Consider the following 24,345-nt stretch of genomic DNA (forward strand, 5'->3'; position numbering starts at 1 on the left):
GCCGTAATCACTGAAGGCCCAGACTGTTCCTGCCACAACACCCGCCGCGGCCGGACTGGCCAAGCCAATGAAGTAGCGCTTATCAGCCTTGCCGACTTGAGTGTTGAAACGGGCCAGACGTAGTGCAGCACCGGCGACATAGATGAAGGCGACCATCCAGCCGACCTTACCCATGTCACCCAATGCCCAGCCAAACGCCAACAAGGCTGGCGCGACACCAAAGGCAACCATATCGGCGAGCGAGTCGTACTCGGCACCGAAGGCGCTCTGAGTATTGGTCATGCGTGCGACACGACCATCAAGACCGTCGAGTACCATCGCGACGAAAATGGCGATAGCGGCAAAGGCAAAATACTTGCTCGCCCCTGCCTGATCGCCAGCACTCAACGCGCTCTGAGCGCTCATCGAACTGATGATGGAATAGAAGCCAGCAAAAAGGTTCGCTGTAGTGAACAGATTAGGCAACAGATAGATACCACGATGCCGGACCTTACGCCCTTCGGCATCATGCCCTTCTTCAATGTGCTCATCGATCGGTAGCAGGCTTTCGGCGTCAGAGGCCTGGCTTGGCTCTTCGGGACGTTCGCTCATGGACAATACCTTGCAACGGGGTGGAGAGTTTCGACAGATGCTTGCGACGAGGGTTCGTCATCAAACGATGCAGCTTTATACCAGAAGCGGGCAGTCATAACGAAAAAACGCGGCCGAAGCCGCGTTTTCCTACAACAGAAACCAGAGCGCTGAAATCAGTTCTTGGTTTTGTCGACGATCTTGTTCGCTGCAATCCACGGCATCATGGAACGCAGTTTTTCACCGATGATTTCGATGCCGTGATTAGCGTTGTTACGACGCTTGGCAGTCATCGAAGGGTAGCCAGTAGCACCTTCGCTGATGAACATTTTGGCGTATTCGCCGTCCTGAATGCGTTTCAGGGCGTTGCGCATGGCCTGACGCGATTCGGCGTTGATAACTTCCGGACCGGTCACGTATTCGCCGTACTCAGCGTTGTTCGAGATCGAATAGTTCATGTTGGCGATACCGCCTTCGTACATGAGGTCAACGATCAGCTTCAGTTCGTGCAAGCATTCGAAGTAGGCCATTTCTGGCGCGTAGCCAGCTTCAACCAGGGTTTCGAAACCAGCTTTGACCAGTTCAACGGTACCGCCGCACAGTACGGCTTGTTCGCCAAACAGGTCGGTTTCGGTTTCGTCTTTGAAGGTCGTTTCGATGATACCGGTACGGCCACCGCCAACGCCCGAGGCGTAGGACAGGGCAACGTTTTTGGCGTTGCCGGATGCGTCCTGGTAGATCGCGATCAGGTCAGGGATACCAGCGCCTTTGACAAACTCGGAGCGCACGGTGTGACCCGGTGCTTTTGGCGCGATCATGATCACGTCGAGGTCAGCACGTGGCACGACCTGATTGTAGTGGATCGCGAAGCCGTGGGAGAAGGCCAGGGTTGCGCCCTTCTTCAGGTTCGGCTCAACTTCATCGCGGTACAACTGGGACTGGAATTCATCCGGGGTCAGGATCATGACCAGATCAGCAGCAGCCACAGCGGAAGCAACGTCAGTCACCTTCAAGCCATGAGCTTCAGCCTTGGCGACAGTAGCCGAACCCTTGCGCAGACCAACAGTGACATCTACGCCGGAGTCTTTCAGGTTGCACGCTTGAGCGTGGCCTTGGGAACCGTAACCGATGATGGCCACTTTTTTGCCCTGGATGATCGAAAGGTCGCAGTCTTTGTCGTAATAAACTTTCATGAAATTCCCCTGTTATCTTGGCCGTTCAGGCCATTTTCTAAATGAGTTAAATGCTCAGCACTTTGTCGCCACGGGCAATGCCCGTCACGCCACTGCGTACTGTTTCCAGGATCGCCGAAGTGCCGATGGCCTGAATGAAGCTGTCCAGCTTATCGCTCGTTCCGGTCAGTTGCACGGTGTACACGCTACTGGAGACGTCGACGATCTGCCCACGAAAAATATCCGTGGTGCGCTTGATCTCGGCGCGCTGGGCACCGGTAGCCTTGACCTTGACCAGCATCAGCTCGCGTTCGATGTGCGCGCTTTCAGACAGATCGACCAACTTGACCACTTCAATCAATTTGTTGAGGTTTTTGGTGATCTGCTCGATCACCTCATCGTGTCCCACGGTGGTCAGCGTCAGACGCGACAGGGTCGGGTCTTCGGTGGGTGCCACCGTCAGGCTTTCGATGTTGTAGTTGCGTTGTGAAAACAGGCCCACAACACGAGACAACGCACCGGGTTCGTTTTCCAGCAAAAGAGAAATGATGTGCCGCATGATTAAGTCCGCTCCGTCTTGCTCAGCCACATATCGCGCATGGAGCCGTCTTTGATCTGCATCGGGTAAACGTGCTCGCTGGTATCAACCTTGATATCAAGGAACACCAGGCGGTCCTTCATGGCGAAGGCTTCTTCCATCATCGGCTTCAAATCTTTCAACTCAGTGATGCGCATACCGACATGCCCATAGGCTTCAGCCAGTTTTACGAAATCCGGCAAAGACTCCATGTAGGAATGTGAGTGACGAGCGCCGTAGTTCATGTCCTGCCACTGACGCACCATACCCAGCGCGCCGTTGTTCAGGTTGACGATCTTCACCGGCAAGTCGTACTGCAAGCAGGTCGACAGCTCCTGAATATTCATCTGAATACTACCTTCACCCGTCACGCAAGCGACATCCGCATCCGGAAAGTTCAGCTTGACGCCCATGGCCGCCGGGAAACCGAAGCCCATGGTGCCCAGACCGCCGGAGTTGATCCAGCGGTTAGGCTTGTTGAAGCGATAGTATTGCGCCGCGAACATTTGGTGCTGGCCCACGTCGGAGGTCACATAGGCATCGCCACGGGTGACTTCGCTGAGCGTCTCGATCACGGTCTGCGGCTTGATGATGCTGCCGTCACCCTTGCTGTAAGGGAACATGTCGCGATCAGCGCGCCACTCATCAACCTGCTTCCACCAACTGGCGACCGATTCCTTGTCAGGGGTTTCGCCGATTTCCTTGAGGGTGGCGACCATTTCGGTCAACACGCTCTCTACCGGGCCGACGATAGGAACGTCAGCCTTGATCGTTTTGGAAATCGAAGCCGGATCGATATCGATGTGGATGATCTTGGCATTCGGGCAAAATTTCGCCGGGCCGTTGATCACGCGATCATCGAACCGTGCGCCGACCGCAAGGATCACGTCAGCGTGGTGCATGGCCAGGTTGGCGGTATAGCTGCCGTGCATGCCCAGCATGCCGAGAAACTGTCGGTCGTTGCCGGGGTAAGCGCCAAGCCCCATCAAGGTATTGGTAACCGGTACGTTCAACAGCTGCGCCAGTTCGGTCAATGGCGCAGAGCCATGGCCCAGAATGACACCGCCGCCAGCGTAGATGATCGGCCGCTTGGCCGCCAACAGCATTTCCACTGCCTTGCGAATCTGCCCCGAGTGCCCACGGACAGCCGGACTGTACGAGCGCAGCTTGGCTTTTTTCGGAAAGATGTATTCGAACTTCTCAGCCGGGTTGGTCATATCTTTCGGGATATCGACCACCACCGGACCAGGACGACCGGATTGCGCCAGGTAGAACGCTTTCTTCAGCACCTCAGGAATTTCCGCAGCGCTTTTGATCATGAAGCTGTGCTTCACGATCGGCCGGGAGATACCGATCATATCGGTCTCCTGGAACGCGTCGGTGCCGACCATGTTGCTCGGGACCTGGCCAGACAGGATCACCATCGGGATCGAGTCCATGTAGGCGGTCGCGATGCCCGTGATGGCGTTGGTCGCACCTGGGCCTGAAGTCACCAGTACCACACCGGCTTTGCCGGTGGCACGGGCGTAGCCGTCAGCCATGTGGGTTGCTGCTTGCTCATGACGAACCAGGATGTGAGTCACAGCTGGTTCTTTGAACAGCGCGTCGTAAATATGCAGGAGGGCACCGCCTGGGTACCCATAAATATGCTTAACGCCTTCGTCACGCAAAAAGCGGACGACCATTTCAGCGCCAGATAAAAGCTCCACGTTGTTCACCTCAAAAACGCCAGAATACCGCCCACCAAAAAGGGACGGGTCTTAATAGGTTTACTGCTAGCAGAGCATGAGCGACGGTGGTCGCCGACTACGTCAGCACTGACTGAGCAAGTATTGGGAGGTCCCCAAAGTGTTTGCGGGGCGTTCCCACCCAGCGCGAGGTAACGCGTTGCGGGTGTTACAGGTCGACGCGGATGTGCGCCTCATGATCTACCGAGATGGCCTGCTTCTGGCAGTCCCTCTACAGCGAACGTTGGATTGTTGTGATTAGACCTCTTCAAGTCAAGTCATCCGTGCGTTTTCTTCTGACCAACAGCATGAAAAATCACTGAATGACGGCTACCGCGGTGCAGTTATGGTAGGTTGCGAGGTGCACAGTCACTGAAGGAAGCACTATGTACTACAGGATCGTAGCGGCCGTTCTTTTGTTTACATTGAGCGCCGCCAGCCAGGCCGGCCAGATCTACAAATGGGTCGATGCTCAAGGCCAGACTCATTTTGATGCGCAGCCACCCGCAGGTCAGACGACGCAACAGATTGATGTCCAGAAGGCTCCGCCAGCGCCTCCCCCACCCTCCCCGTCGACAGGCAGCGTGCAGGGCGACCAGAAAGCAATTGAAAGCAAAGTCAAAAAGCAGATTGCGGTGCAGGAAGCCAAGCGGGCGAAGTATTGCGAAGACGTAAGGACCAATCTCGTCCAGCTTCAGAACAATCCGCGCCTGCGTGAGGAGGTAAAGGGAGAGGTGAGGCGTTTGACCGAGGAGGAGCGCCAGACCCGAATGGCCGAAAATGAAAAGGCCATCAAGGACAACTGTCAGTAAACGCTCCGAGCGTTAACTGACCTCGGCGATCACTTGGTCGAACCGGGCCAGCAATTGCTGAAGAACACGAGCCTCACGCTGACGGCTCGCGTAGACCATCTCGGCCATGTCCAGAATACCCGACGCATTGGGCAGTGGCAGATCCTGCTCAAGGATGACTTTCATCCGCGGCAAAAAAATCCACTGCAACCACTGCTGGAACTCCAGCGTATCCACGCAAAAAGGCTCGCGACTGGCCAGCGCCTGCGCACTGGGTGGCGACTCACTCCACCAGCCCAGCACACGCAATTCGCGCTCGATCAGCAGCAATTGCTCGGCGACCTGAGGGAAGCGCCCATCCATCAGGAGCCGACCTTGGCTTTCTGGCGTGCCAGCGCTGCGCCTGCCGGATCACCCTGCTTTTCACGCGATTGGGCAATCAAACCCCACAGGCTTGCCTGCAGGCTAGGTCGCCCATTGGCATACGTCAGGCCACGGCGAGCAAGTTGTTCTGCTTGTGCCGCATCCCCTTGCGCCAGACGCACTTGCGCCAGACGATAAAGGACTTGCGGCTCACGAGGTGCGACACGCTGGGCGCGCTCCAGACTCGACGAGGCGCCATTGAGGTCGCCGCTGGACTGTTGCTGCTGAGCGGTAGTGAGCAACGACAGGACCGGGCCATCCAGCTGCTCGTCCGCAGACAAGCCGCCACCACTCGGGATACCGCTCGGTGCAGGCGCCGGCGCATAGTAACTACCGGTGTTGCTCGGAGCCTGATTCATCGGCGCAGAGTTCATTGGCGCCTGATTCATCGGCGCCGGGTTGATGGGCGATGTATCGATCGGGCTGGTGTTGATCGGCGCGGTATTGATCGGCGCTGCATACGTCATCGGCGCTGAGCCACCACCGCTAGGCACCATCACCATTACGCCGGAATCTTGCGGCATGGCTTGCGGTTTCTGCGTCTGAGCGGCGCCGGGCCGATAGGCGCGATTGGCCGAGACCCGCTCACTGTTAGAGACCTTGCTACCGGAATCCTCGACCGGAATTGAGCCACGTTGCACGCTGGCACACCCATTAAGCAAAGCTAAAGCCGTTACCGCAGGAATCCACCACTTATTCACATCACATCCTCTTTGCTTAATTCAACCAGCCCTTGACCCAATCCATCACCGAATCAGGCGAGGCCGGGCTACCACTGCCACAGGCTGGGCCGGGTGCTGGTTCACTGCCGCGAATATACGGCATCTGGACCGCATTCGGGCAGGTCGAATCGGAGCCTTGACCTGTGCTGGAATTGATCCAGGCCTGTACCACGTTCTCCGGCAGCGGCGTATCCAATGAAAGTGGATCGGCCTTGCGCATGAAGCTTGTCCATATCTGCAACGCGCCGGTCGCGCCGGTGAACGGGGTTTTGCCGTTATCGTCCCGGCCCACCCAGACAACCGCCAGCAAATCCTGACTGAAACCGGCGAACCAACTGTCACGCGAATCATTACTGGTGCCGGTTTTGCCCGCCAGGTTCAGTGAGCTTGGCAGTTGGCTATACACCGACTTACCCGTGCCTTCGCGCATGACGCGCTGCATCGCATTCTGTACCAGGTAAATCGAGCCTGGATCAAAGCGCTGCTGAATCTGGAACGGATAGCGCTTGAGCGGTTCGCCCTCGGCGGTCAATACGCTACGAATACCGCGCATCGGCGTATTGAAGCCACCATTGGCAATGGTTTGGTACATGGTTGCTACTTCCATCGGGCTGAGCCCGCCCGCGCCCAGCAACATCGACGGATACGCAGGCCATTCACGGGTCACACCCAACTTGGCCAAGGTCTTGAACACATTCGGCACACCCAGTTCGAGCCCCAGTTTGGCCGTGGACAAGTTGTAGGAATGCGCCAACCCCTGGTACAGGAAAATGTTGCCGTGAGCTTTACGGTCGTAGTTCTGAGGTTTCCATATCTGACCATCTGCACCTTTGACCGAGAACGGTTCGTCAGCCACCCAACTGGTCAGGGTGTACTGGCTTGGACGCTCAAGGGCCGTGAGGTAGATGGCTGGCTTGACCAGCGACCCAATCGGGCGCACGGCATCGATCGCCCGGTTGAACCCGGCATACCCGGCCTGACGGCTACCGACCAACGCCTGGACTTCGCCGGTTTCCGGATTGGTCACGACCATCGCCGCTTCCACATCCTCGGAACCCTTGCGACCCGCCAGCTTCTTGAACGTCTCATTGACCGCAGCTTCTGACTTCATCTGCAGGATCGGATCAAAGCTGGTGAAAATACGCAGGCCTTCTTCGGTCAAATCTTCGTCGCGGTAGTCTTCACGCAACTGCCGTTTGACCAGATCCAGGAAACCGGGGAACGAGCTGTCTGCCAGGCTGCCCACCTTGGACACGCCCAATGGCATCTTCTTGGCCGCAGCAACAACTTCCGGCGTCGCCACGCCTTGCTGCTCCAGAAGATCGAGCACCAGATTGCGGCGCTCCATTGCGCGGTCGGGATAGCGACGCGGATTGTAATAGGACGGGCCTTTGACCATGCCGACCAGCAGCGCTACTTGATGCAGTTTCAGTTCGGACAGCGGCTGACTGAAGAAATACTGGCTGGCAAGGCCGAAGCCGTGGACCGCACGCTGTCCGTCCTGCCCAAGGAAGACCTCATTGAGATACGCCTCGAGAATTTCCTGCTTGCTGTAATGCACCTCCAGCAGCATCGCCATCATGGCTTCGTTCAGCTTCCGGTTGAGGCTGCGTTCGTTGGTCAGGTAGAAGTTCTTGACCAACTGCTGCGTCAGCGTGCTCCCGCCCTGGCGCATCTGCCCGGCAGACGCATTGACCCAGAACGCCCGGGCGATCGACTTGGGCGACACACCAAAGTGGTGATAGAAATCCCGGTCTTCGACGGTGATCAGGGTATCGAGCAAATAAGGCGGCGCTTGATCAAGCTTGATCAGGATGCGGTCTTCAAGGTTCTTCGGGTAAAGCCCACCGATCAATAACGGCTCAAGACGGGCGACCGACAGTTTCGAACCATTAGGCGCCGACAACCCGGCCACATAGTCGCCCGAGAACCGCACGCTGACTTGCTGCGCGGTGTCAGTGCCTTCATAGAACTGAAAACCACGAGTATTGAGATCGACTGTGCTGCCACTCACCGCCGCCGCGCCGGGACCATTGGCGATGCTTTCACGGCGATAACCCAAGGCGTCGAGCTCAGTCAAGAAATCTACCTGAGAAAGCTTTTGTCCGACGAACAGCTCCAACGGACGGGCATAAACCTTGGCCGGAATCGTCCAGCGCTTGCCAGAAAACTTCTCCTGGACCACGGCGTCGAGATAGACCGCAAAGCCGGCCAGCACAACAAGACCGACAAGCCCGAGCTTCAGGGCCCAGCCAAACCAGGTGCGAAGACCGCCAGAAGCGGGTTTTTTTGGGGTGCGGGAAGTGCGGGTACGAGTCATGGCGGCGGATTATACGCACTTTATCGAGGATCCGCAGACGCGCTTCTAGCGGTTTGCAGCGCGGCCATGAGTCGCCATAATGGCGGCCTCGAATTTCAAACCCTTGAAGGATCGCCTGTGAGCCAGTCCCTGATTGCCGCCCTGCAAAACCCGGCCCTCTATCCGCATCCGGTAGAAGGTTTCCAGGTCATTGAGACGCATATCTCGTGGGTGCTGCTCACCGGCCCCTACGCGTACAAAATCAAGAAGCCGGTCAACTTCGGCTTCCTCGATTTCACCACCCTGCCAGCCCGCGAGCACTTTTGTCGCGAAGAGCTGCGCCTGAACCAACGCCTGACTAACGATTTGTACCTGGACGTTCTGCCGATTACCGGCAGCGTTGAAGCGCCGCAATGGGGCGGCGATGGCGAGGTGATTGAATACGCGCTCAAAATGCGCCAGTTCCCGCAAAGCCAGTTGCTCAGCACGCTGCAGGCTAATAGTGAATTGACCACCTCGCACATCGACGAGATGGCCAAACTGATTGCCGAGTTCCACATCAACGCCCCGCACGTTCCGCTGGAGCATGCGCAGGGCACGCCTGAAAGCGTGATGGCGCCGGTCCTGCAAAACTTCGAACAAATCCGCCCTTTGATCAGTGACAAAGCTGACTTGCAGCAGTTGGATGCGTTGCAGGCTTGGGCACAAAGCAGCTTCGAACGACTTAAAGACCTTTTCGCTCAACGCAAGGCTGCAGGCTTCATTCGCGAATGCCATGGTGATATTCACTTGGGCAATGCCACGCTGATCGACGGCAAGGTGGTCATTTTCGACTGCATCGAATTCAACGAGCCCTTCCGGTTTACTGATGTCTATGCCGACATCGCGTTCCTGGCCATGGACTTGGAAGACCGCGGCCTGAAATCCCTGTCACGGCGCTTCATTAGCCAGTACCTGGAGCTGACCGGCGACTATCAGGGCCTGGAGCTGCTGAATTTCTACAAAGCCTATCGTGCGCTGGTTCGGGCCAAGGTTGCGCTGTTCAGCCTGCCGGATCACGCCGATCCTGTGCAACGCGCCAACACCCTGCGTCAATACCGTAACTATGCCAACCTGGCAGAAAGCTACAGCGCCATCCCGTCACGTTTCCTGGTGATTACCCACGGCGTTTCCGCCGTCGGCAAAAGCCACGTGGCGATGCGTCTGGTGGAAGCATTAGGCGCGATTCGCTTGCGCTCTGACGTCGAACGCAAACGTCTTTTCGGCAAACACAGCGAGAATGACGGCCTTTATAGTGCAGACGCCAGCGTCGCCACCTACACCCATCTGCACCAACTGGCCGACAGCGTGTTGCGCTCAGGCTTTCCTGTAGTGATCGACGCAACCTACCTCAAGCGCGAGCAACGCGACGCCGCTGCAAAAGCCGCCGAAGCCTCGGGGGCGCCGTTCCTGATCCTTGATTGCAACGCGCCACACGCGGTGATCGCGGGTTGGCTGGCGCAACGCCAGACGCAAAATGTTGATCCGTCCGACGCTACCATGGAAGTGATCGAAGCTCAGCAAGCCCATCGTGAAGCCTTGGGTGCTGATGAGATTCTGCGTAGCAAACGCGTCGAGACCAATAACAGCGCTGATCTGGACGGTCTGATTGCCCATATCCGTCAACAGTTGCCGGGCCTGTAAGCGATTCTTTAAGCCGTGATGCAGTTAACGCTTCACGGCTTAAAAATAGTGGCACTATACTGGCGCCATAATTCCAACAGGAGATGCCCAATGAGCCAGCCAAAGCTGCTCGACTCCCCGCTCTATGCTCTTCTGCACCACGACGACATCACCGCTTTCAATGAGCAGAAGCCAAAGACAGGCACCACAGATCTTGCCGGTGGTGATTTCCGTGGTCTGGACCTTCGCAGGCTGGACGCCACCGGCGTCGATTTCACGGATGCCTATTTCCGCTCCGCAGACCTGCGCGGCGTAGATCTGCGCCACTGCGCAATGGAAGGTGCCAGCCTTGGCCATGCACAGATCTCCGGGGCTTTTTTCCCGGTAGAACTGACGGCGGATGAGATTCTGATGTCCGTCAACTTCGGCACTCGGTTGCGCTACAAAAGCAAATGATCGCCCTATAATTCGGTCCGCACGTTCTATCGTGCGGACCGGATCGCGCTACACATCTCCCCTGCGCATCTCCGCGACGCCCCCCTTACCCACCTGGCTTGAGTCCCTCTCGAGCAACACCTGCATGGCCGCACTTTAGCCTGCGAAATCAATAGCCCAGCGTTTTTTCAACTGCCCGCTACACTCCTTTCAGATTTGCTGACACAGCAAACCCAGCGCAGTGCTCAACCATCGCAAGGAGGCATGATGAACGATGAGCTGCAACACTTGAAAAACCTCGGGAAAACGTCTGCCCAATGGCTCCATGCAGCGGGTATTCACAACGCTTCCGATTTGCGTCGGCTAGGCGCGGTGAATGCTTACAATGCGGTACGCACTCGAGGTTTTCGGGCATCGAAAGTGCTGCTCTATGCCATTGAAGGAGCATTGCTGGACATGCATTGGAATGACATTCCGATCGAACGCAAACAAGCGCTGAACGAGCAGTTGGATGCGCTTTCGTTGCACCACAGATAGTAAAAGTCCGCCCATTGAAATTAGTTTTTAACCGAACATTGACATGCAAATGATAATCGTTATTATTGCAACATCTGGTCGCGAGACTGGTCGATGATCTGAAAGACCAGTGGTTCGGGCTCTCGGATTGTCTCCTCATCAGGCTAATCACGGTTATTGACCCGGCTTTTTGCCGGGTCTTTTTTTGCCTATAAAAAAGACCCGACACCGAGTTCTTCTAGTGCCCCGGTGCCAGCACCCCTAGCCGGGTCAATACGTCATCAAGCAAACTCGAAGCGCCTAGCCGCACACGATTGACATTGACCCAATGCGGGCCGAAGCGGGCACGCGCCAGATCGAGATACACCCGCGCATCCTCGAACGTACGAATCCCTCCCGCTGCTTTGATTCCGGCCTGCCCACCCACTTCGGCGATCACCTCCAATATGATCCGCCCGGCCTGTGGCGTCGCATTGACGATGACTTTGCCGGAACTGGTCTCAATGAAGTCAGCGCCCGCAGCGATCACGTCCACACAGGCCTTGCGGATAATCTGCGGGTCTTTCAATTCACCGGTTTCCAGAATGACCTTGAGTAGCGCCCGCTCGCCACAGGCCGCTTTACACGCAGCGACCAAGTCCATCGCCACTTGCTGATCGCCGGTAAGCAAGGTGCGATAGGGGTACATCAGGTCGATTTCATCGGCACCGGAGGCCAGGGCCGCCCTGGTTTCGGAAACAGCTGATTGAATGTTAGGACTGCCATATGGAAAGTTGGCGACGGCAGTGACGCGCACAGCGTCCGCGTGCAAGTCATTCAAGGTACGCCGCGCCAGTTGCACAAAGCGCGGATAGACACACACCGCAGCGACCGCCCCCACTGGCGTGAGCGCTCGCTGGCAGAGGGCGATGATGCGCTCTTCAGTGTCATCGGCGTTGAGCGTGGTCAGATCAAGCAATCCGATCATTTGACGAGCCAGCTGCTCATCTTGAGAAATCATTTCTTTCATCCTGTTCTGCCCCTTGTACAACAGCCGAGACAATAAACGAGGCCAACGCTCCAATCTTGATCAAACGTCGAACAGGGACAGGGACTACAGAACTAAGGGAAGAGTCCGAATGAAAACATGCCTATGCATGCCAAGACCGCGTCGCTCAAGGCTTTTTAATCTGATCCCGCCACTGCGCGCAGTAATCCTGCGCAGGCAAAGCAGGGGTGTACCAGACGTAATCGGCAGCACCTGGCGCCACCTGCGCCCCGGTTTGTGCCAGAAGCAGCACAACGGTGCCTTTACTGACGCCCAGATCCAGAAGATGCAGGGGTACACCGATGTCCTTGCGCACATGGTAAGTGCCCGCAAACAGCAGCGCGGGCAGAGGTGCGGCAAGCAGCCTCTGAGCCATGCGCCTGTCTCGCTGTTGCTGGACCGCGAGCATCGCAGGCATGTGCTCTTCCGGCAGCAAACCACAATGAGATTCGCGAATCTGATTCAGCAATTGCTCGCGCACCGCCGGGGCGGTCGACTGTACGCCGGCCAGTGTCGGCACTTGCGTGTAGATCGCCATGATTTCGTCTGCGTCCAGGTTCGCCGCCAGCAACGGATAAGGCTGCCCCAAGGCAAAGCGTACGACCGGCCCGTAGAGCGCCCAGTCCCAACTCTTTTGCCACGCCAGAGTGACGGGCAGATCAGCAGGGGCCTTCGAATTTTTGAAGTCTGCGTGGACCGCATCAACCTTCGCTTGCTGGTCAGGGTTGAGCATCTCCAGCAGCAGGCTGCCTTGCGTACGCCGGTCAGTCAGAGCTTGCAAGAGCCATAGCTGCAAAGCATGGTGATCGGGGTTGTCGTGTTGCTCACCGACAAGGACGCGCGATGCCTGCGCCAAACGGTCAGCCAGTTGCTGCGGTGTCAGTTCCCGACCGCTGTTTAAATCACGAATCATGCCTGGGTCCACACGATCAAGAGGGTTTTGCCAAGCCGGTATATTCCGCAAGGGAGCTGTCGCTTGGCAAGCGTTTAGCGCAGCCAATACCACGACAAACACCACAATCGAGCGCAAACGAAGCATCAAGTCTGCCTTTTATCGGGCGATGATCAGGGGGTGCCCACGCTCAGGATGGCATTGCACCAATACCTCCAGACCGAAGACCGCTTTGAGCGGCTCAGGCTGGAGAACGACGGCAGGACTGCCCAGCGAATGAGCGTGACCACTCTCCAACAACAGTAGACGGTCACAGTAGCGCGCCGCCAGATTCAAGTCGTGCAGGATAACCATCACCGCCGTCCCACGGTCGGCAAATTCGCGGACTGCTTGTAAGGTGGTGTGTTGATGCAGAGGGTCGAGCATTGATGTTGGCTCATCCAGCAATAACGTCTGGCCACTTTCACCCGGCCACAACTGTGCCAGCACCCGTGCCAGATGAACGCGTTGGCGTTCGCCACCCGACAAGGCCATGTAACTGCGCCCCTGTAGGTGTGCCGCATCCGCAGCCATCAAGGCCGCGTGAATGACGTCGGCATCGCGCGCCCTGCCACTGTCATGGGGCAAACGACCCATTGCCACCACCTCTTCCACCCGAAAAGAGAAACTCAACGTCGAGCTTTGCGGCAATACAGCCAAACGCCGTGCCCGCGCCGACCCGTCCCAGTCGGCCAAGGGTTTTTGATCCAGCCAGACCTGACCCTGCGCGGGCTTCAGCTCACCACACAACGCCCCCAGCAAAGTACTTTTACCCGCACCGTTGGGGCCCAGCACGCCCAGCACCTCCCCCGGACGAAGGTCCAGGGTGATGTCCGTCAATACCGTTTTCGTGCCGCGTCGAATGTGCAGGTTTTCGGTGCATAACATCAGGTGCATCCTCGCAGCAACATCAGGTACGTCCACGTACCAGTAGGTACAAAAAGAACGGCGCACCCAAAAACGCGGTCACGATACCAATCGGCAGTTCAGCTGGCGCCAACACCAAACGCGCCAAGAGATCGGCGAACAACAACAGACTGGCCCCCGCCAACGCCGAAGCAGGCAACAGCACTCGATGATCAGGCCCCGTTAACAAGCGCACCAGATGCGGCACGATCAGTCCGATAAAACCAATCATGCCAGCCGCCGCCACCGCAGCACCCACACCCAACGCGGTACAAAAAATAAGTTCACGCTTGAGCTTTTCGACGTCGACCCCCAAATGCCGGGCTTCAGACTCCCCCAGCAACAAGGCATTCAGCGCCTTGGCGCGACGCGGCAGCCAACTGATGATCAGCACGCAGACCAACAGCAAAGGCCACAATCGGACGTAGCTGGCGCCGTTGAGGCTGCCAAGGTTCCAGAATGTCAGTGTGCGCAAGGTGGCGTCATCGGCCAGGTAGGTAAACAGGCCGATGGTCGAGCCGGCCAATGCGGTCAGTGCGACACCCGCCAATAGCATGACCGCGACACTGGTCTGCCCATCACGTCGGCCCAATCGGTAGACCATCGCGGTGACACCCAGTCCGCCGACAAACGCACATAGCGACAACACATAGGGCGCGAACACTTCCGGCAACCCTCCAAAAACCGAACCGCAGACAATCGCAATCGCAGCCCCCAAGGCCGCACCGCTGGAAACACCGACCAGCCCGGGATCGGCCAACGGGTTTCGAAAAAGGCCTTGCATGGCAACGCCGGTCAACGCCAGCACCGCCCCGACGGCCAGTCCCAGAAGCGTGCGCGGTAAACGGATCTGGCCGAGGATCAGCTCTGCCTGCTCCAGGCCTGCGCCTGACACCGGCAAGCCAAGCAGACGCAAACCTGCTCGCAGGGTGTCGGTCAGCGGCAAACTGACAGGGCCCAGTGCCAGGGATAACCAAAACGCAATAAAGCACACCACGCCCAAGCCGATGAACAGCACACGTGGTTGCACTAAAACTTTCATGGCGGTGACAACTCTGCCGTCGGGCCGTTAGCAACCGAAGACATTTGGTTAACGAAAAATCCGGCACAGAGACTGATGAGGCTGGCACGCAGGGGCATAACGAGGTTCCTTTGAGTTTTTACTGCGACCCGTTTTCAAGAGGCAGCATCAAACCACCAGAGCTGCGACACTATCGAGTCTTGGCTGAACTTACTGGCGATCGGAGCCAACCATGAAATATCTCTGCGCCGCAGAGTACCTGACTGAATCCCAAAGTCGCGGCTTTGACCTCAACGGTCTCAAACTGCTGGCGATACGCCGGGAGGGGCACGTCTTCGTTTACCACAATCGATGCCCGCATCGCGGTGTACCGCTGGAGTGGCAACCCGATCAATTTCTCGATGCCAGCGCGAGCCTGATCCAGTGTGCGACCCATGGCGCACTGTTTTTGATTGAAAACGGAGAATGTGTGGCCGGGCCTTGCGCAGGGCAATCGTTAAGCGCGATAGCCTGCCGCGAGGACCCGGACGGGATCTGGGTCAGCCTGCCCTAGGATCTGTTGACGTTTGGTAACGACCGCCACCAAACGTCAACAGACCCTAGCCACGCTCACTGCCCTAAATGCACCTCAAGCCGCCGGTCAATCCAGACCTCTTCAGGGGTCAGTTGCACACCATAGGCCAGCACTTCAACACCTGCCGCAATAGCGTCACGCAGGGCAGCAGCATAAGCCGGATCAACCTCTTCGGCCGGGCGTACCGCGTCGATCCCGGTCAAGTTGACGCAATACAACAGCACCGCACGCCCGCCCTCCCGAGCCAGGCTCGCCAGCTCCCGAAGGTGACGCGCACCGCGCTGGGTCACCGCATCTGGAAAGGCCGCAATCCGCGAGTTGTCAAAACCCAGGGTCACGCTTTTGACCTCGACAAAAGCCGGCCCGCTCGGGTAGTCCAGGCGAAAATCCACCCGACTGTTTTCCTGACCGTAAGCCACTTCGCGCTTGAGTGCGGTATAGCCGTTCAGCTCCGCGATCACGCCAGCGCGCAAAGCCTCCTCCACCAGGTGATTCGCCCGCCCGGTATTGACGCAGGCGAAGCGCCCTTGCGGGGTTTCACTGATCTCCCACGTACCCGGCAACTTGCGTTTGGGATCGTTTGAGCGACTGAACCAGACACGCCCGCCCGGCGCCATGCAGTTGAACATCGAACCGGTGTTGGGGCAGTGAATGGTCAGCTTTTCACCGTTTGCCGTTTCAATGTCGGCGAGAAAACGCTTGTAGCGAATCACTAGACGACCTTGCTCAAGCTCGGGAGAAAAGCGCATCAGCCCTGCCACGTCCGCAAACCACGGGCGATCCGCTCAACCGCTTCCTGCAAACGCGGCAGGCTCTGGGTGTAGGCAAACCGTACGTGATGACCCGCCTGAAAACGGCCGAAGTCCAGCCCTGGGGTGATCGCGACATGCTCGGTTTCAAGAAAGTGCCGACAGAACGCAAACGCATCGCCGCCAAAGGCGCTGATGTCCGCGTAAAGGTAAAAAGCGCCTTCTGGCTCGACGGCGATGCCAAAACCCATTTCGCGCAAGGCCGGTAACAGGAAGTCACGCCGACGCCCGAACTCGGTACGCCGCTCTTCGAGAATCGCCAGGGTCTGCGGCTCGAAACAGGCCAGCGCGGCATACTGGGCCATGCTGGGCGCACTGATGTAGAGGTTTTGTGCGAGTTTTTCCAGGTCCGCCACAGCATCTTCGGGCGCGACCAGCCAGCCCAGACGCCAGCCGGTCATGCCGAAATATTTGGAGAAACTATTGAGAACGAATGCGTCATCATCGACTTCAAGCACACTGGCCGCATCGCAGCCGTAAGTCAGACCGTGGTAGATCTCATCCACCACCAAATGGCCGTTGCGCGCTTTCAATGCTGCTGACAACGCAGCCAGTTCATCGCGCTGGAGCAAGGTGCCGGTCGGGTTGGCTGGCGATGCGACCAGTGCACCGACACTGTCCTGATCCCAGTACTGTGCCACCAGCCCCGGCGTCAGTTGATAACGAACGTCCGGTCCCACCGGCACCAACTGAGCAGCCCCCTCAACCAGCCGGAGGAAATGCCGGTTGCAGGGATAACCTGGATCGGCCAACAGCCAGTGCTTGCCGGGGTCGACCAGCAGACTGCTGGCAAGCAGCAAGGCACCCGAACCACCGGGCGTCACGAGAATTCGGTGTGGATCGACAGTTACCTGGTAGCGTTGGGCGTAGAAGCCGGCAATGGCTTCACGCAACTCTGGCAAGCCACGGGCTGCGGTGTAGCGGGTTTTGCCCGCAGCCAACGCCGCCTGACCGGCTGCAATGATTGGCTCGGCGGTGGTGAAATCCGGCTCGCCGATCTCCAGATGAATGACATCGTGGCCCGCCGCCTGTAGTTCATTCGCCCGCGCCAACAACGCCATGACATGAAAAGGTTCGATGGCGCGACTGCGCGCACTGTAGGGCTGAGCCATGAGTCTTCCTTTATGAGGAGAGTCGAAATATCAATCGCATGATTCTACCCAAGCGCCCGCCCAAGAGTCCGTTTAATGATGCGTTTTACTAATGAACGGTCCCGCATTCAGATAAAAAATAAAACCGAACAGGCGCTCTTGCGGGGGCTAAAATTAGTTTTTCGAACGCTTTTTTATGCACCATGTCCAACCATCAGGGCCTTTAAAGGCGAACGACAACAATACCCTCGACAACAGGGAGTGGCGCGGTCCGATTCGATCTGGTAAGTTCGCCCGCTTGCAGCCGCAGGGCCGGCAGGTGTCGGTGATGGATCATTCCTGCGCAATGGATTAGAAGAGTAAGAGGCGGTCCATTCATGCCCACCCAAGAAAAGCAGCAGAGCAGTCAGCTAATACGCGACTTCGAACCTTACGTAATAAGTAAGGACGAGGAGTATATGGGCGAGCCCATGCGCCAGCACTTCACCAGCATCCTCAAGAAATGGAAGGTGCAGTTGATGCAAGAGGTCGATCGGACCGTGGTCCACATGAAGGACGAAGCGGCCAATTTCCCCGATCCCTCAGATCGCGCCAGCCAGGAAGAAGAGTTCAGCCTGGAACTGCGTGCTCGTGATCGCGAGCGCAAGCTAATCAAAAAAATCGACAAGACGTTGCAACTGATCGAGGACAAAGAATACGGTTGGTGTGAATCCTGCGGCGTAGAGATCGGTATCCGCCGACTCGAAGCCCGCCCTACTGCCGACCTTTGCATCGATTGCAAAACCTTGGCAGAAATCAAGGAAAAACAGGTCGGTAAATGACCTGAAAAAGGGGCGCTCAGGCGCCCCTTCTTGTTTCTGGACCTTTTGAATTCCAGTAACATCACGCTCATGAAATCCCCCTCCTATATCGGGCGCTTTGCGCCAACCCCTAGCGGTTACCTGCATTTTGGTTCCTTGGTCGCGGCCTTGGCCTCGTACCTTGACGCGCGTGCGGCAGGCGGCCAATGGCTGATGCGCATGGAAGACCTCGACCCGCCGCGCGAAGTCGCCGGTGCGCAGTTGGCTATTCTGCAAACTCTCGAGCGCTATGGCTTCGAGTGGGATGGCGAGGTCCTCTATCAAAGCCAGCGCCATGAGGCTTATGCCCAGGTGGTTAATCGCTGGTTGAGCCAGGGCCTGGCTTACGCCTGCACGTGCTCGCGCAAGCAGTTGGAAGACTTCCACGGTGTTTATCCAGGCTTGTGCCGCAATGCAGGGCATGACCCTGACCACGCGGCGGTACGCATCCGCGTGCCGGAGCTGGAGTATCGATTTACCGACCGTGTGCAGGGCGAGTTTGCTCAGCATCTGGGGCGAGACGTCGGCGATTTCGTCATTCGTCGGCGTGATGGCCTCTACGCCTATCAATTGGCGGTAGTGATCGACGACGCCTGGCAAGGGGTCACCGATATCGTGCGGGGTGCCGATCTGCTCGACTCCACGCCCCGCCAGCTCTACCTGCAGGAACTGCTCGGCCTGCCTCAACCCCGCTATCTGCATGTACCGCTGATTACCCAACCCGACGGCAACAAGCTGGGTAAGTCGTATCGCTCACCGCCGTTGCCGAGCGATCAAGCCAACCCGCTCCTGCTGCGAGCCCTGCGTGCGCTGGGCCAACCCGTCAGCAACGAGCTTGAATATGCCAGCCTGAGAGAGTTACTTGATTGGGGAATTCGCCACTGGGACGCGGCACTTATCCCGCGCACCCACAGCCTTGAAGAGGCTCGATTAAGCTGAGCTAGAGCGGCAAGTGCACCCCGGCGTGAGCGGTTAGCAAAACGCCACTTGCAGCTTGGCTGCCATCCAGTACCATCGCCCGTCCGTGACGGCGTGTTCACAGAGAGGCCAGCATGTATATCTATCGATTGGTCCTGCTCCTGGTGGTGGGGATATACCTTTTTTCCCCGGCCATCATGGATTGGTGGATTGACCCGACAGGCGCGTGGTATCGCCCGTATTTACTCTGGCTGATTCTGATCGTCGTGACCTTTATCCTGCAGAGTCAACGTGATGCCGATGAGCTTTAGCCTGACCCAGATGATCCTGATCAGTGCCACCTATTTGCTGGTGCTGTTCGGCGTCGCCTGGGTCAGTGAACGCGGCCTGATTCCGCGCTGGATCATTCGTCACCCCCTGACCTACACCCTGTCGCTTGGGGTGTATGCCAGCGCCTGGGCCTTTTATGGCACGGTCGGTCTGGCCTATCAGTATGGCTACGGCTTTCTTTCCAGCTACCTTGGCGTGTCCGGGGCCTTTCTGCTGGCGCCCGTATTGCTGTACCCGATCCTCAAGATCACCCGCACGTACCAGTTATCATCACTGGCCGACTTGTTTGCCTTTCGCTTTCGCAGCACCTGGGCCGGCGCGCTGACCACCATCTTCATGTTGATCGGCGTCCTGCCGTTACTGGCCTTGCAGATCCAGGCCGTGGCCGACTCCATCGGTATCCTGACCCGCGAACCTGTGCAGAACCGCGTTGCCCTGGCGTTCTGCGCACTGATCACGCTGTTCACTATTTTCTTCGGTTCACGGCACATCGCGACCCGGGAAAAGCATGAAGGGCTGGTGTTCGCCATCGCCTTCGAATCGGTGATCAAGCTGATCGCCGTCGGCGGCATTGGTCTGTATGCGTTGTACGGTGTGTTCGACGGCCCGCAGCAGCTTGAACAGTGGTTGCTGCAAAACCAGGCCGCCCTCGCCGCCCTGCACACACCGTTGCAAGAAGGCCCTTGGCGCACGTTGCTGCTGGTGTTCTTCGCCTCAGCGATTGTCATGCCGCACATGTACCACATGACCTTCACCGAAAACCTCAATCCGCGCTCACTGGTCAGCGCCAGTTGGGGTTTGCCGCTGTTTCTGCTGTTGATGAGCCTGGCCGTGCCGCTGATTCTCTGGGCGGGCCTTAAACTCGGCGCGACCACCAGCCCTGAATATTTCACCTTGGGTATCGGTATTGCCGCCAACAACAGAGCGCTGGCGCTGCTGGCGTATGTCGGTGGGTTATCGGCGGCAAGCGGACTGATCATCGTCACCACCCTGGCGCTGTCCGGGATGGCCCTCAATCACTTGGTGTTGCCGCTGTATCAGCCACCTGCTGAAGGCAACATCTACCGCTGGCTGAAGTGGACCCGTCGAGCACTGATCGTCGCGATCATCATGGCGGGCTACGGGTTTTACCTGTTGCTGGGTGCACAGCAGGACTTGGCGAATCTGGGCATTGTGGCCTTCGTCGCCACGTTGCAGTTTTTACCGGGCGTGCTGTCGGTCCTGTATTGGCCAACGGCCAACCGTCGCGGCTTTATCGCTGGGTTGCTGGCTGGGATCCTCGTGTGGTTGGTCACCATGTTGTTGCCGTTGATCGGCAATTTGCAGGGATTTTACATCCCACTGTTGAACATGATTTACGTGCTCGACGACACCAGCTGGCACATGGCAGCCATCGCCTCCCTGGCGGCCAACGTTCTGATATTCACCCTGATTTCGCTGTTCAGTAATGCCAGCCCGGAAGAAGCCAGCGCTGCTGAAGCGTGCGCCGTCGACAACGTGCGGCGCCCACAACGGCGCGAGCTGCACGCAGCCTCACCCCAGGAGTTCGCCACCCAGCTGGCCAAACCCCTCGGCGCCAAGGCCGCACAAAAAGAAGTCGAACAGGCACTGCGCGATCTTTACCTGCCCTTTGATGAGCGTCGGCCTTATGCCCTGCGCCGCTTACGCGACCGGATCGAGGCCAACCTGTCCGGGCTGATGGGCCCCAGCGTCGCTCAGGACATGGTTGAAACTTTCCTGCCGTATAAGTCCGGCAGCGAAAACTACGTGACCGAAGACATTCACTTTATCGAAAGTCGACTCGAGGACTACCACTCACGGCTGACTGGCCTTGCCGCCGAACTCGATGCCTTGCGCCGCTATCATCGCCAGACCCTGCAAGAGCTGCCAATGGGCGTCTGCTCACTGGCCAAGGATCAAGAGATCCTGATGTGGAACAAGGCCATGGAAGAGTTGACCGGCATCGCGGCCCTGCGTGTGGTGGGATCGCGACTGGAAACCATCGCCAACCCATGGAAAGAGTTGCTGCAGGGCTTTATCGACCTGCCCGACGAACACCTGCACAAACAACGCTTGGGCCTCGACGGCCAGACCCGCTGGCTGAACCTGCACAAAGCCGCGATTGATGAACCGCTCGCCCCCGGGAACAGCGGCCTGGTATTGCTGGTTGAAGATTTGACCGACACCCAGATGCTCGAAGACAAACTGGTCCACTCCGAACGACTGGCCAGCATCGGTCGGCTGGCGGCCGGTGTTGCCCACGAAATCGGCAATCCGATCACCGGTATTGCCTGCCTGGCGCAGAACCTGCGCGAAGAGCGCGAGGACGACAGCGAACTGACCGAAATCAGCAGCCAGATTCTCGAGCAGACCAAACGTGTTTCACGCATCGTACAGTCGCTGATGAGCTTCGCCCACGCTGGCGGTCATCAACATTCCGACGAACCGGTGTGCCTGGCCGAAGTGGCGCAAGATGCCATTGGTCTGCTCGCGCTGAACCGGCGCAACTACGAGGTGCAGTTCTTCAACCTGTGCAACCCCGAACACTGGGTCGATGGCGATCCGCAACGGTTGGCGCAAGTGTTGATCAACCTGCTCACCAATGCCCGGGACGCAACCCCTTCAGGCGGCGCGGTACGGGTTAAAAGCGAAGTATCGGAACACACTGTCGATCTGATCGTAGAAGATGAAGGCAGTGGAATTCCCAAGGCGATCATGGACCGATTGTTCGAACCATTCTTCACCACCAAGGATCCGGGAGAAGGCACCGGACTGGGCCTCGCACTGGTCTATTCCATCGTTGAAGAGCATTATGGACAGATCACCATCGACAGCCCGGCCGACCCCGAGCACCAACGCGGTACCCGTATTCGGGTGACACTACCGCGCCATGTCGAAGCGACGTCCGCTGTGAACTGAGACCGTCGAGAGTATCAAATCAATGCCGCACATTCTGATCGTCGAAGACGAAACAATTATCCGCTCGGCCCTGCGACGCCTACTGGAACGCAACCAGTACCAGGTCAGCGAAGCCGGTTCAGTGCAGGAAGCCCAGGAACGTTTCAACATCCCCTCGTTTGACCTCATCGTCAGTGATCTGCGCCTGCCTGGCGCACCCGGTACCGAGCTGATCAAACTGGGCCAGGGTAAACCTGTCCTGATCATGACCAGCTATGCCAGCCTGCGCTCTGCCGTGGACTCGATGAAAATGGGCGCGGTGGACTACATCGCCAAACCCTTTGACCACGACGAAATGCTCCAGGCCGTCGCGCGTATTCTGCGTGACAGGCAAAGCATCCAAAGCCTGCAGGCCGAGCGCAGCGCCGCGGCTTCAAAACCTGCTGGTGCCGGCGGCTCCGATAAAGGCGCGGTCGATAACAGCAACGGTGAAATCGGCATTATTGGCTCGTGTGCTCCGATGCAGGATCTTTACGTCAAGATCCGCAAAGTCGCGCCGACCGACTCCAACGTGCTGATTCAGGGCGAATCAGGCACCGGCAAAGAGCTGGTGGCCCGCGCCCTGCACAACCTGTCCAAACGCGCCAAGGCACCGATGATTTCGGTGAACTGTGCCGCGATCCCGGAATCGCTGATCGAGTCCGAGCTGTTCGGCCACGAGAAAGGTGCATTCACCGGCGCCAGTGCAGGCCGTGCAGGCCTGGTAGAAGCCGCTGACGGCGGCACCCTGTTCCTCGATGAGATCGGCGAGTTGCCACTTGAGGCCCAGGCACGCCTGCTACGCGTGCTCCAGGAAGGCGAGATTCGTCGCGTCGGCTCGGTGCAATCGCAAAAGGTCGATGTGCGCTTGATTGCCGCCACCCACCGTGACCTCAAGAGCCTGGCCAAGATCGGCCAGTTCCGTGAAGACCTGTATTACCGTCTGCACGTTATCGCCCTGAAATTGCCAGCCCTGCGCGAGCGTGGCGCCGACGTCAATGACATCGCCCATGCGTTTCTCGCCCGCCAAAGCGCGAAAGTCGGGCGCACGGACCTGAAATTCGCCCCGGATGCCGAGCAGGCCATTCGTCACTACACCTGGCCCGGTAACGTTCGCGAGCTTGAAAACGCCGTCGAGCGCGCCGTGATTCTGTGCGAAAGCCCGGAAATCTCTGCGGAGCTGCTGGGCATCGATATCGAGCTGAGCGATCTGGATGATGACGACTTCATGGGCCTGGCGCCGCAGCAGAGCTCATCCAGTTCTACCAGCCACGATCCGACCGAAGACCTGTCACTGGAAGACTACTTCCAGCACTTCGTTCTCGAGCATCAGGACCACATGACCGAAACCGAATTGGCCCGCAAACTCGGGGTCAGCCGTAAATGCCTGTGGGAACGGCGTCAGCGTCTGGGTATCCCGCGTCGCAAAACCGGTGTTGCCAACGAGAGCTGAGGAAAAAGGACCTAAAGGCTCTAGCACGCGGTGCTCCTGCCTTTAAATAACTGTTACCTGCTTCATATCGCGTAACAAGAGCCGGGTCTTATGGTAACGAAGACCCGGCTTTTTTGTGCCTCAAAAAAACCGCCACTCCCCGCCAGCCCCCGATTTCAAAGGGATTTAAAAAGTTGGCACAGGTCCTGCTATATGTCTTGTACAAGAACAATAACAAGCCATGCGACAGACAATAAAAATAAGACGAATCGACTCACGCACAATAAAAACAACACGGCGGAGGCGCAGCTAACTGATTCTTTTGGAGAGGTGTTGTATTTGGGGCTTGCCCCGCAACCAGGCCGAGAACAATAAAAACTACCCTTAGGTAGAGCCTGAACTGGTTGGATCGAACGATCATTGCAACGCAGCGACCAAAGCAATCCGTTTGCTCTTGACTCCCGATTGGGAGGTTTCACAAGCGAAAACCTTGTGGATTGGGCACTTAATAAAAACAAAAAGCCCGACTTAATAATAAAAATAAAGCGCAAACACTTTGGGGGAGCTTCGGCTCCCCCAGTAGCTTCTGTAACACCCCTCGTGATCTCCCGCTAACGGCTCCTGACACAGCCCTCT

General features: G+C 57.7%; 23 protein-coding genes (1 of these 23 running past the window's edge). 10 read left to right on the forward strand and 13 right to left on the reverse strand.

Annotated features, from left to right (window positions below; all coding sequences use genetic code 11):
• The 4 genes from pssA to AC1ME2_RS08930 form a co-directional block, all read right to left on the reverse strand.
• Nucleotides 1–591: the 5' portion of a CDP-diacylglycerol--serine O-phosphatidyltransferase gene (pssA, locus tag AC1ME2_RS08915; RefSeq protein ID WP_480440514.1), read on the reverse strand. Its footprint begins 267 nt before the window's first position; the window shows 591 of its 858 coding nt (coding positions 1–591); the start codon lies at nucleotides 589–591; the stop codon falls past the left edge of the window.
• A gap of 155 nt (nucleotides 592–746) precedes the next feature.
• Nucleotides 747–1,763: a ketol-acid reductoisomerase gene (gene ilvC / locus AC1ME2_RS08920; RefSeq protein ID WP_480440516.1), complete on the reverse strand. Its 1,017-nt coding sequence runs from the start codon at nucleotides 1,761–1,763 to the stop codon at nucleotides 747–749.
• A 46-nt stretch (nucleotides 1,764–1,809) separates the two neighbouring features.
• A complete protein-coding gene (gene ilvN, locus AC1ME2_RS08925) occupies nucleotides 1,810–2,301 on the reverse strand; it encodes an acetolactate synthase small subunit (protein WP_219063789.1) in 492 nt (163 codons plus the stop codon).
• 2 nt (nucleotides 2,302–2,303) lie between these two features.
• The gene (locus tag AC1ME2_RS08930; protein WP_480440518.1) at nucleotides 2,304–4,028 is read right to left on the reverse strand and encodes an acetolactate synthase 3 large subunit; all 1,725 of its coding nucleotides are present in this window, start codon (nucleotides 4,026–4,028) and stop codon (nucleotides 2,304–2,306) included.
• Nucleotides 4,029–4,432: 404 nt separating this feature from the next.
• On the opposite strand from AC1ME2_RS08930, the gene AC1ME2_RS08935 reads away from it, so the two are divergent.
• On the forward strand, nucleotides 4,433–4,858 hold the full coding sequence (locus tag AC1ME2_RS08935; protein WP_480440520.1) for a DUF4124 domain-containing protein: 426 nt from the start codon (nucleotides 4,433–4,435) through the stop codon (nucleotides 4,856–4,858).
• A gap of 12 nt (nucleotides 4,859–4,870) precedes the next feature.
• Here the strand turns inward: AC1ME2_RS08935 and AC1ME2_RS08940 are convergent, their stop codons facing one another.
• The 3 genes from AC1ME2_RS08940 to mrcB are packed head-to-tail and all read right to left on the reverse strand — an operon-like array spanning nucleotide 4,871 to nucleotide 8,302.
• On the reverse strand, nucleotides 4,871–5,200 hold the full coding sequence (locus AC1ME2_RS08940; protein WP_480440521.1) for a YqcC family protein: 330 nt from the start codon (nucleotides 5,198–5,200) through the stop codon (nucleotides 4,871–4,873).
• Nucleotides 5,200–5,961, reverse strand: coding sequence for a tetratricopeptide repeat protein (locus AC1ME2_RS08945; RefSeq protein WP_480440523.1), 762 nt, complete (start codon nucleotides 5,959–5,961; stop codon nucleotides 5,200–5,202). Before AC1ME2_RS08945 ends, AC1ME2_RS08940 begins: the two co-directional genes overlap by 1 nt.
• Before the next feature lie 16 nt (nucleotides 5,962–5,977).
• A complete protein-coding gene (gene mrcB / locus AC1ME2_RS08950) occupies nucleotides 5,978–8,302 on the reverse strand; it encodes a penicillin-binding protein 1B (RefSeq protein ID WP_480440525.1) in 2,325 nt (774 codons plus the stop codon).
• Nucleotides 8,303–8,419: 117 nt separating this feature from the next.
• Between mrcB and AC1ME2_RS08955 the strand changes: the two genes are divergently transcribed.
• The 3 genes from AC1ME2_RS08955 to AC1ME2_RS08965 all read left to right on the forward strand — a co-directional run bounded on the left by AC1ME2_RS08955 (nucleotide 8,420) and on the right by AC1ME2_RS08965 (nucleotide 10,915).
• The gene (locus tag AC1ME2_RS08955) at nucleotides 8,420–9,964 is read left to right on the forward strand and encodes a bifunctional aminoglycoside phosphotransferase/ATP-binding protein (RefSeq protein WP_480440527.1); all 1,545 of its coding nucleotides are present in this window, start codon (nucleotides 8,420–8,422) and stop codon (nucleotides 9,962–9,964) included.
• Nucleotides 9,965–10,054: 90 nt separating this feature from the next.
• Nucleotides 10,055–10,399, forward strand: a complete 345-nt coding sequence (locus AC1ME2_RS08960) for a pentapeptide repeat-containing protein (protein WP_480440528.1) — start codon at nucleotides 10,055–10,057, stop codon at nucleotides 10,397–10,399.
• Nucleotides 10,400–10,645: 246 nt separating this feature from the next.
• Nucleotides 10,646–10,915 (forward strand): TfoX/Sxy family protein, encoded by a 270-nt coding sequence (locus AC1ME2_RS08965; RefSeq protein ID WP_480440529.1) that lies wholly within the window; start codon nucleotides 10,646–10,648, stop codon nucleotides 10,913–10,915.
• Between the two features lie 217 nt (nucleotides 10,916–11,132).
• Here AC1ME2_RS08965 and deoC read toward each other — a convergent pair whose 3' ends face one another.
• From deoC to AC1ME2_RS08985, 4 genes are all read right to left on the reverse strand, one after another.
• Nucleotides 11,133–11,903 (reverse strand): deoxyribose-phosphate aldolase, encoded by a 771-nt coding sequence (deoC, locus tag AC1ME2_RS08970; RefSeq protein ID WP_480440531.1) that lies wholly within the window; start codon nucleotides 11,901–11,903, stop codon nucleotides 11,133–11,135.
• Nucleotides 11,904–12,048: 145 nt separating this feature from the next.
• Nucleotides 12,049–12,960: a ChaN family lipoprotein gene (locus tag AC1ME2_RS08975; RefSeq protein WP_480440532.1), complete on the reverse strand. Its 912-nt coding sequence runs from the start codon at nucleotides 12,958–12,960 to the stop codon at nucleotides 12,049–12,051.
• Between the two features lie 12 nt (nucleotides 12,961–12,972).
• Nucleotides 12,973–13,740 carry a heme ABC transporter ATP-binding protein gene (locus tag AC1ME2_RS08980; RefSeq protein WP_480440533.1) on the reverse strand — a complete coding sequence of 256 codons (768 nt, stop codon included), beginning with the start codon at nucleotides 13,738–13,740 and terminating at the stop codon, nucleotides 12,973–12,975.
• Between the two features lie 22 nt (nucleotides 13,741–13,762).
• A complete protein-coding gene (locus AC1ME2_RS08985; RefSeq protein ID WP_480440535.1) occupies nucleotides 13,763–14,800 on the reverse strand; it encodes a FecCD family ABC transporter permease in 1,038 nt (345 codons plus the stop codon).
• A 211-nt stretch (nucleotides 14,801–15,011) separates the two neighbouring features.
• On the opposite strand from AC1ME2_RS08985, the gene AC1ME2_RS08990 reads away from it, so the two are divergent.
• A complete protein-coding gene (locus tag AC1ME2_RS08990; RefSeq protein ID WP_480440537.1) occupies nucleotides 15,012–15,332 on the forward strand; it encodes a Rieske (2Fe-2S) protein in 321 nt (106 codons plus the stop codon).
• A 56-nt stretch (nucleotides 15,333–15,388) separates the two neighbouring features.
• Here AC1ME2_RS08990 and sfsA read toward each other — a convergent pair whose 3' ends face one another.
• The gene (gene sfsA / locus AC1ME2_RS08995) at nucleotides 15,389–16,102 is read right to left on the reverse strand and encodes a DNA/RNA nuclease SfsA (RefSeq protein ID WP_480440538.1); all 714 of its coding nucleotides are present in this window, start codon (nucleotides 16,100–16,102) and stop codon (nucleotides 15,389–15,391) included.
• The gene (locus AC1ME2_RS09000; RefSeq protein ID WP_480440540.1) at nucleotides 16,102–17,274 is read right to left on the reverse strand and encodes a pyridoxal phosphate-dependent aminotransferase; all 1,173 of its coding nucleotides are present in this window, start codon (nucleotides 17,272–17,274) and stop codon (nucleotides 16,102–16,104) included. Before AC1ME2_RS09000 ends, sfsA begins: the two co-directional genes overlap by 1 nt.
• A gap of 356 nt (nucleotides 17,275–17,630) precedes the next feature.
• On the opposite strand from AC1ME2_RS09000, the gene dksA reads away from it, so the two are divergent.
• The 5 genes from dksA to AC1ME2_RS09025 all read left to right on the forward strand — a co-directional run bounded on the left by dksA (nucleotide 17,631) and on the right by AC1ME2_RS09025 (nucleotide 23,730).
• Entirely contained in the window at nucleotides 17,631–18,074 is a 444-nt protein-coding gene (gene dksA / locus AC1ME2_RS09005) for an RNA polymerase-binding protein DksA (protein WP_480440541.1), read from the forward strand.
• A 69-nt stretch (nucleotides 18,075–18,143) separates the two neighbouring features.
• On the forward strand, nucleotides 18,144–19,031 hold the full coding sequence (gluQRS, locus tag AC1ME2_RS09010) for a tRNA glutamyl-Q(34) synthetase GluQRS (protein ID WP_480440544.1): 888 nt from the start codon (nucleotides 18,144–18,146) through the stop codon (nucleotides 19,029–19,031).
• Nucleotides 19,032–19,144: 113 nt separating this feature from the next.
• Nucleotides 19,145–19,321, forward strand: a complete 177-nt coding sequence (locus AC1ME2_RS09015) for a hypothetical protein (RefSeq protein ID WP_010796831.1) — start codon at nucleotides 19,145–19,147, stop codon at nucleotides 19,319–19,321.
• Nucleotides 19,305–22,259: a sensor histidine kinase gene (locus tag AC1ME2_RS09020; protein WP_480440546.1), complete on the forward strand. Its 2,955-nt coding sequence runs from the start codon at nucleotides 19,305–19,307 to the stop codon at nucleotides 22,257–22,259. The genes AC1ME2_RS09015 and AC1ME2_RS09020 overlap by 17 nt, the downstream gene beginning before the upstream one ends.
• Nucleotides 22,260–22,281: 22 nt before the next feature.
• Nucleotides 22,282–23,730: a sigma-54-dependent transcriptional regulator gene (locus AC1ME2_RS09025; protein WP_480440547.1), complete on the forward strand. Its 1,449-nt coding sequence runs from the start codon at nucleotides 22,282–22,284 to the stop codon at nucleotides 23,728–23,730.
• Nucleotides 23,731–24,345 lie beyond the last annotated feature (615 nt).

The organism is Pseudomonas sp. ASL9 (assembly GCF_056680335.1).

What these genes read in the sequence shown, in the direction of transcription:
- ilvC (WP_480440516.1), bottom strand. Translation starts at nt 1,763, where the DNA reads ATGAAAGTTTATTACGACAAAGACTGCGACCTTTCGATCATCCAGGGC.
- AC1ME2_RS08940 (WP_480440521.1), bottom strand. Translation starts at nt 5,200, where the DNA reads ATGGATGGGCGCTTCCCTCAGGTCGCCGAGCAATTGCTGCTGATCGAG.
- deoC (WP_480440531.1), bottom strand. Translation starts at nt 11,903, where the DNA reads ATGAAAGAAATGATTTCTCAAGATGAGCAGCTGGCTCGTCAAATGATC.
- AC1ME2_RS08980 (WP_480440533.1), bottom strand. Translation starts at nt 13,740, where the DNA reads ATGTTATGCACCGAAAACCTGCACATTCGACGCGGCACGAAAACGGTA.
- AC1ME2_RS08985 (WP_480440535.1), bottom strand. Translation starts at nt 14,800, where the DNA reads ATGAAAGTTTTAGTGCAACCACGTGTGCTGTTCATCGGCTTGGGCGTG.
- sfsA (WP_480440538.1), bottom strand. Translation starts at nt 16,102, where the DNA reads ATGCGCTTTTCTCCCGAGCTTGAGCAAGGTCGTCTAGTGATTCGCTAC.
- AC1ME2_RS09025 (WP_480440547.1), top strand. Translation starts at nt 22,282, where the DNA reads ATGCCGCACATTCTGATCGTCGAAGACGAAACAATTATCCGCTCGGCC.
- ilvN (WP_219063789.1), bottom strand. Translation starts at nt 2,301, where the DNA reads ATGCGGCACATCATTTCTCTTTTGCTGGAAAACGAACCCGGTGCGTTG.
- mrcB (WP_480440525.1), bottom strand. Translation starts at nt 8,302, where the DNA reads ATGACTCGTACCCGCACTTCCCGCACCCCAAAAAAACCCGCTTCTGGC.
- AC1ME2_RS09020 (WP_480440546.1), top strand. Translation starts at nt 19,305, where the DNA reads ATGCCGATGAGCTTTAGCCTGACCCAGATGATCCTGATCAGTGCCACC.
- AC1ME2_RS09000 (WP_480440540.1), bottom strand. Translation starts at nt 17,274, where the DNA reads ATGGCTCAGCCCTACAGTGCGCGCAGTCGCGCCATCGAACCTTTTCAT.
- AC1ME2_RS09015 (WP_010796831.1), top strand. Translation starts at nt 19,145, where the DNA reads ATGTATATCTATCGATTGGTCCTGCTCCTGGTGGTGGGGATATACCTT.
- AC1ME2_RS08935 (WP_480440520.1), top strand. Translation starts at nt 4,433, where the DNA reads ATGTACTACAGGATCGTAGCGGCCGTTCTTTTGTTTACATTGAGCGCC.
- AC1ME2_RS08965 (WP_480440529.1), top strand. Translation starts at nt 10,646, where the DNA reads ATGAACGATGAGCTGCAACACTTGAAAAACCTCGGGAAAACGTCTGCC.
- AC1ME2_RS08990 (WP_480440537.1), top strand. Translation starts at nt 15,012, where the DNA reads ATGAAATATCTCTGCGCCGCAGAGTACCTGACTGAATCCCAAAGTCGC.
- AC1ME2_RS08975 (WP_480440532.1), bottom strand. Translation starts at nt 12,960, where the DNA reads ATGCTTCGTTTGCGCTCGATTGTGGTGTTTGTCGTGGTATTGGCTGCG.
- gluQRS (WP_480440544.1), top strand. Translation starts at nt 18,144, where the DNA reads ATGAAATCCCCCTCCTATATCGGGCGCTTTGCGCCAACCCCTAGCGGT.
- dksA (WP_480440541.1), top strand. Translation starts at nt 17,631, where the DNA reads ATGCCCACCCAAGAAAAGCAGCAGAGCAGTCAGCTAATACGCGACTTC.
- AC1ME2_RS08960 (WP_480440528.1), top strand. Translation starts at nt 10,055, where the DNA reads ATGAGCCAGCCAAAGCTGCTCGACTCCCCGCTCTATGCTCTTCTGCAC.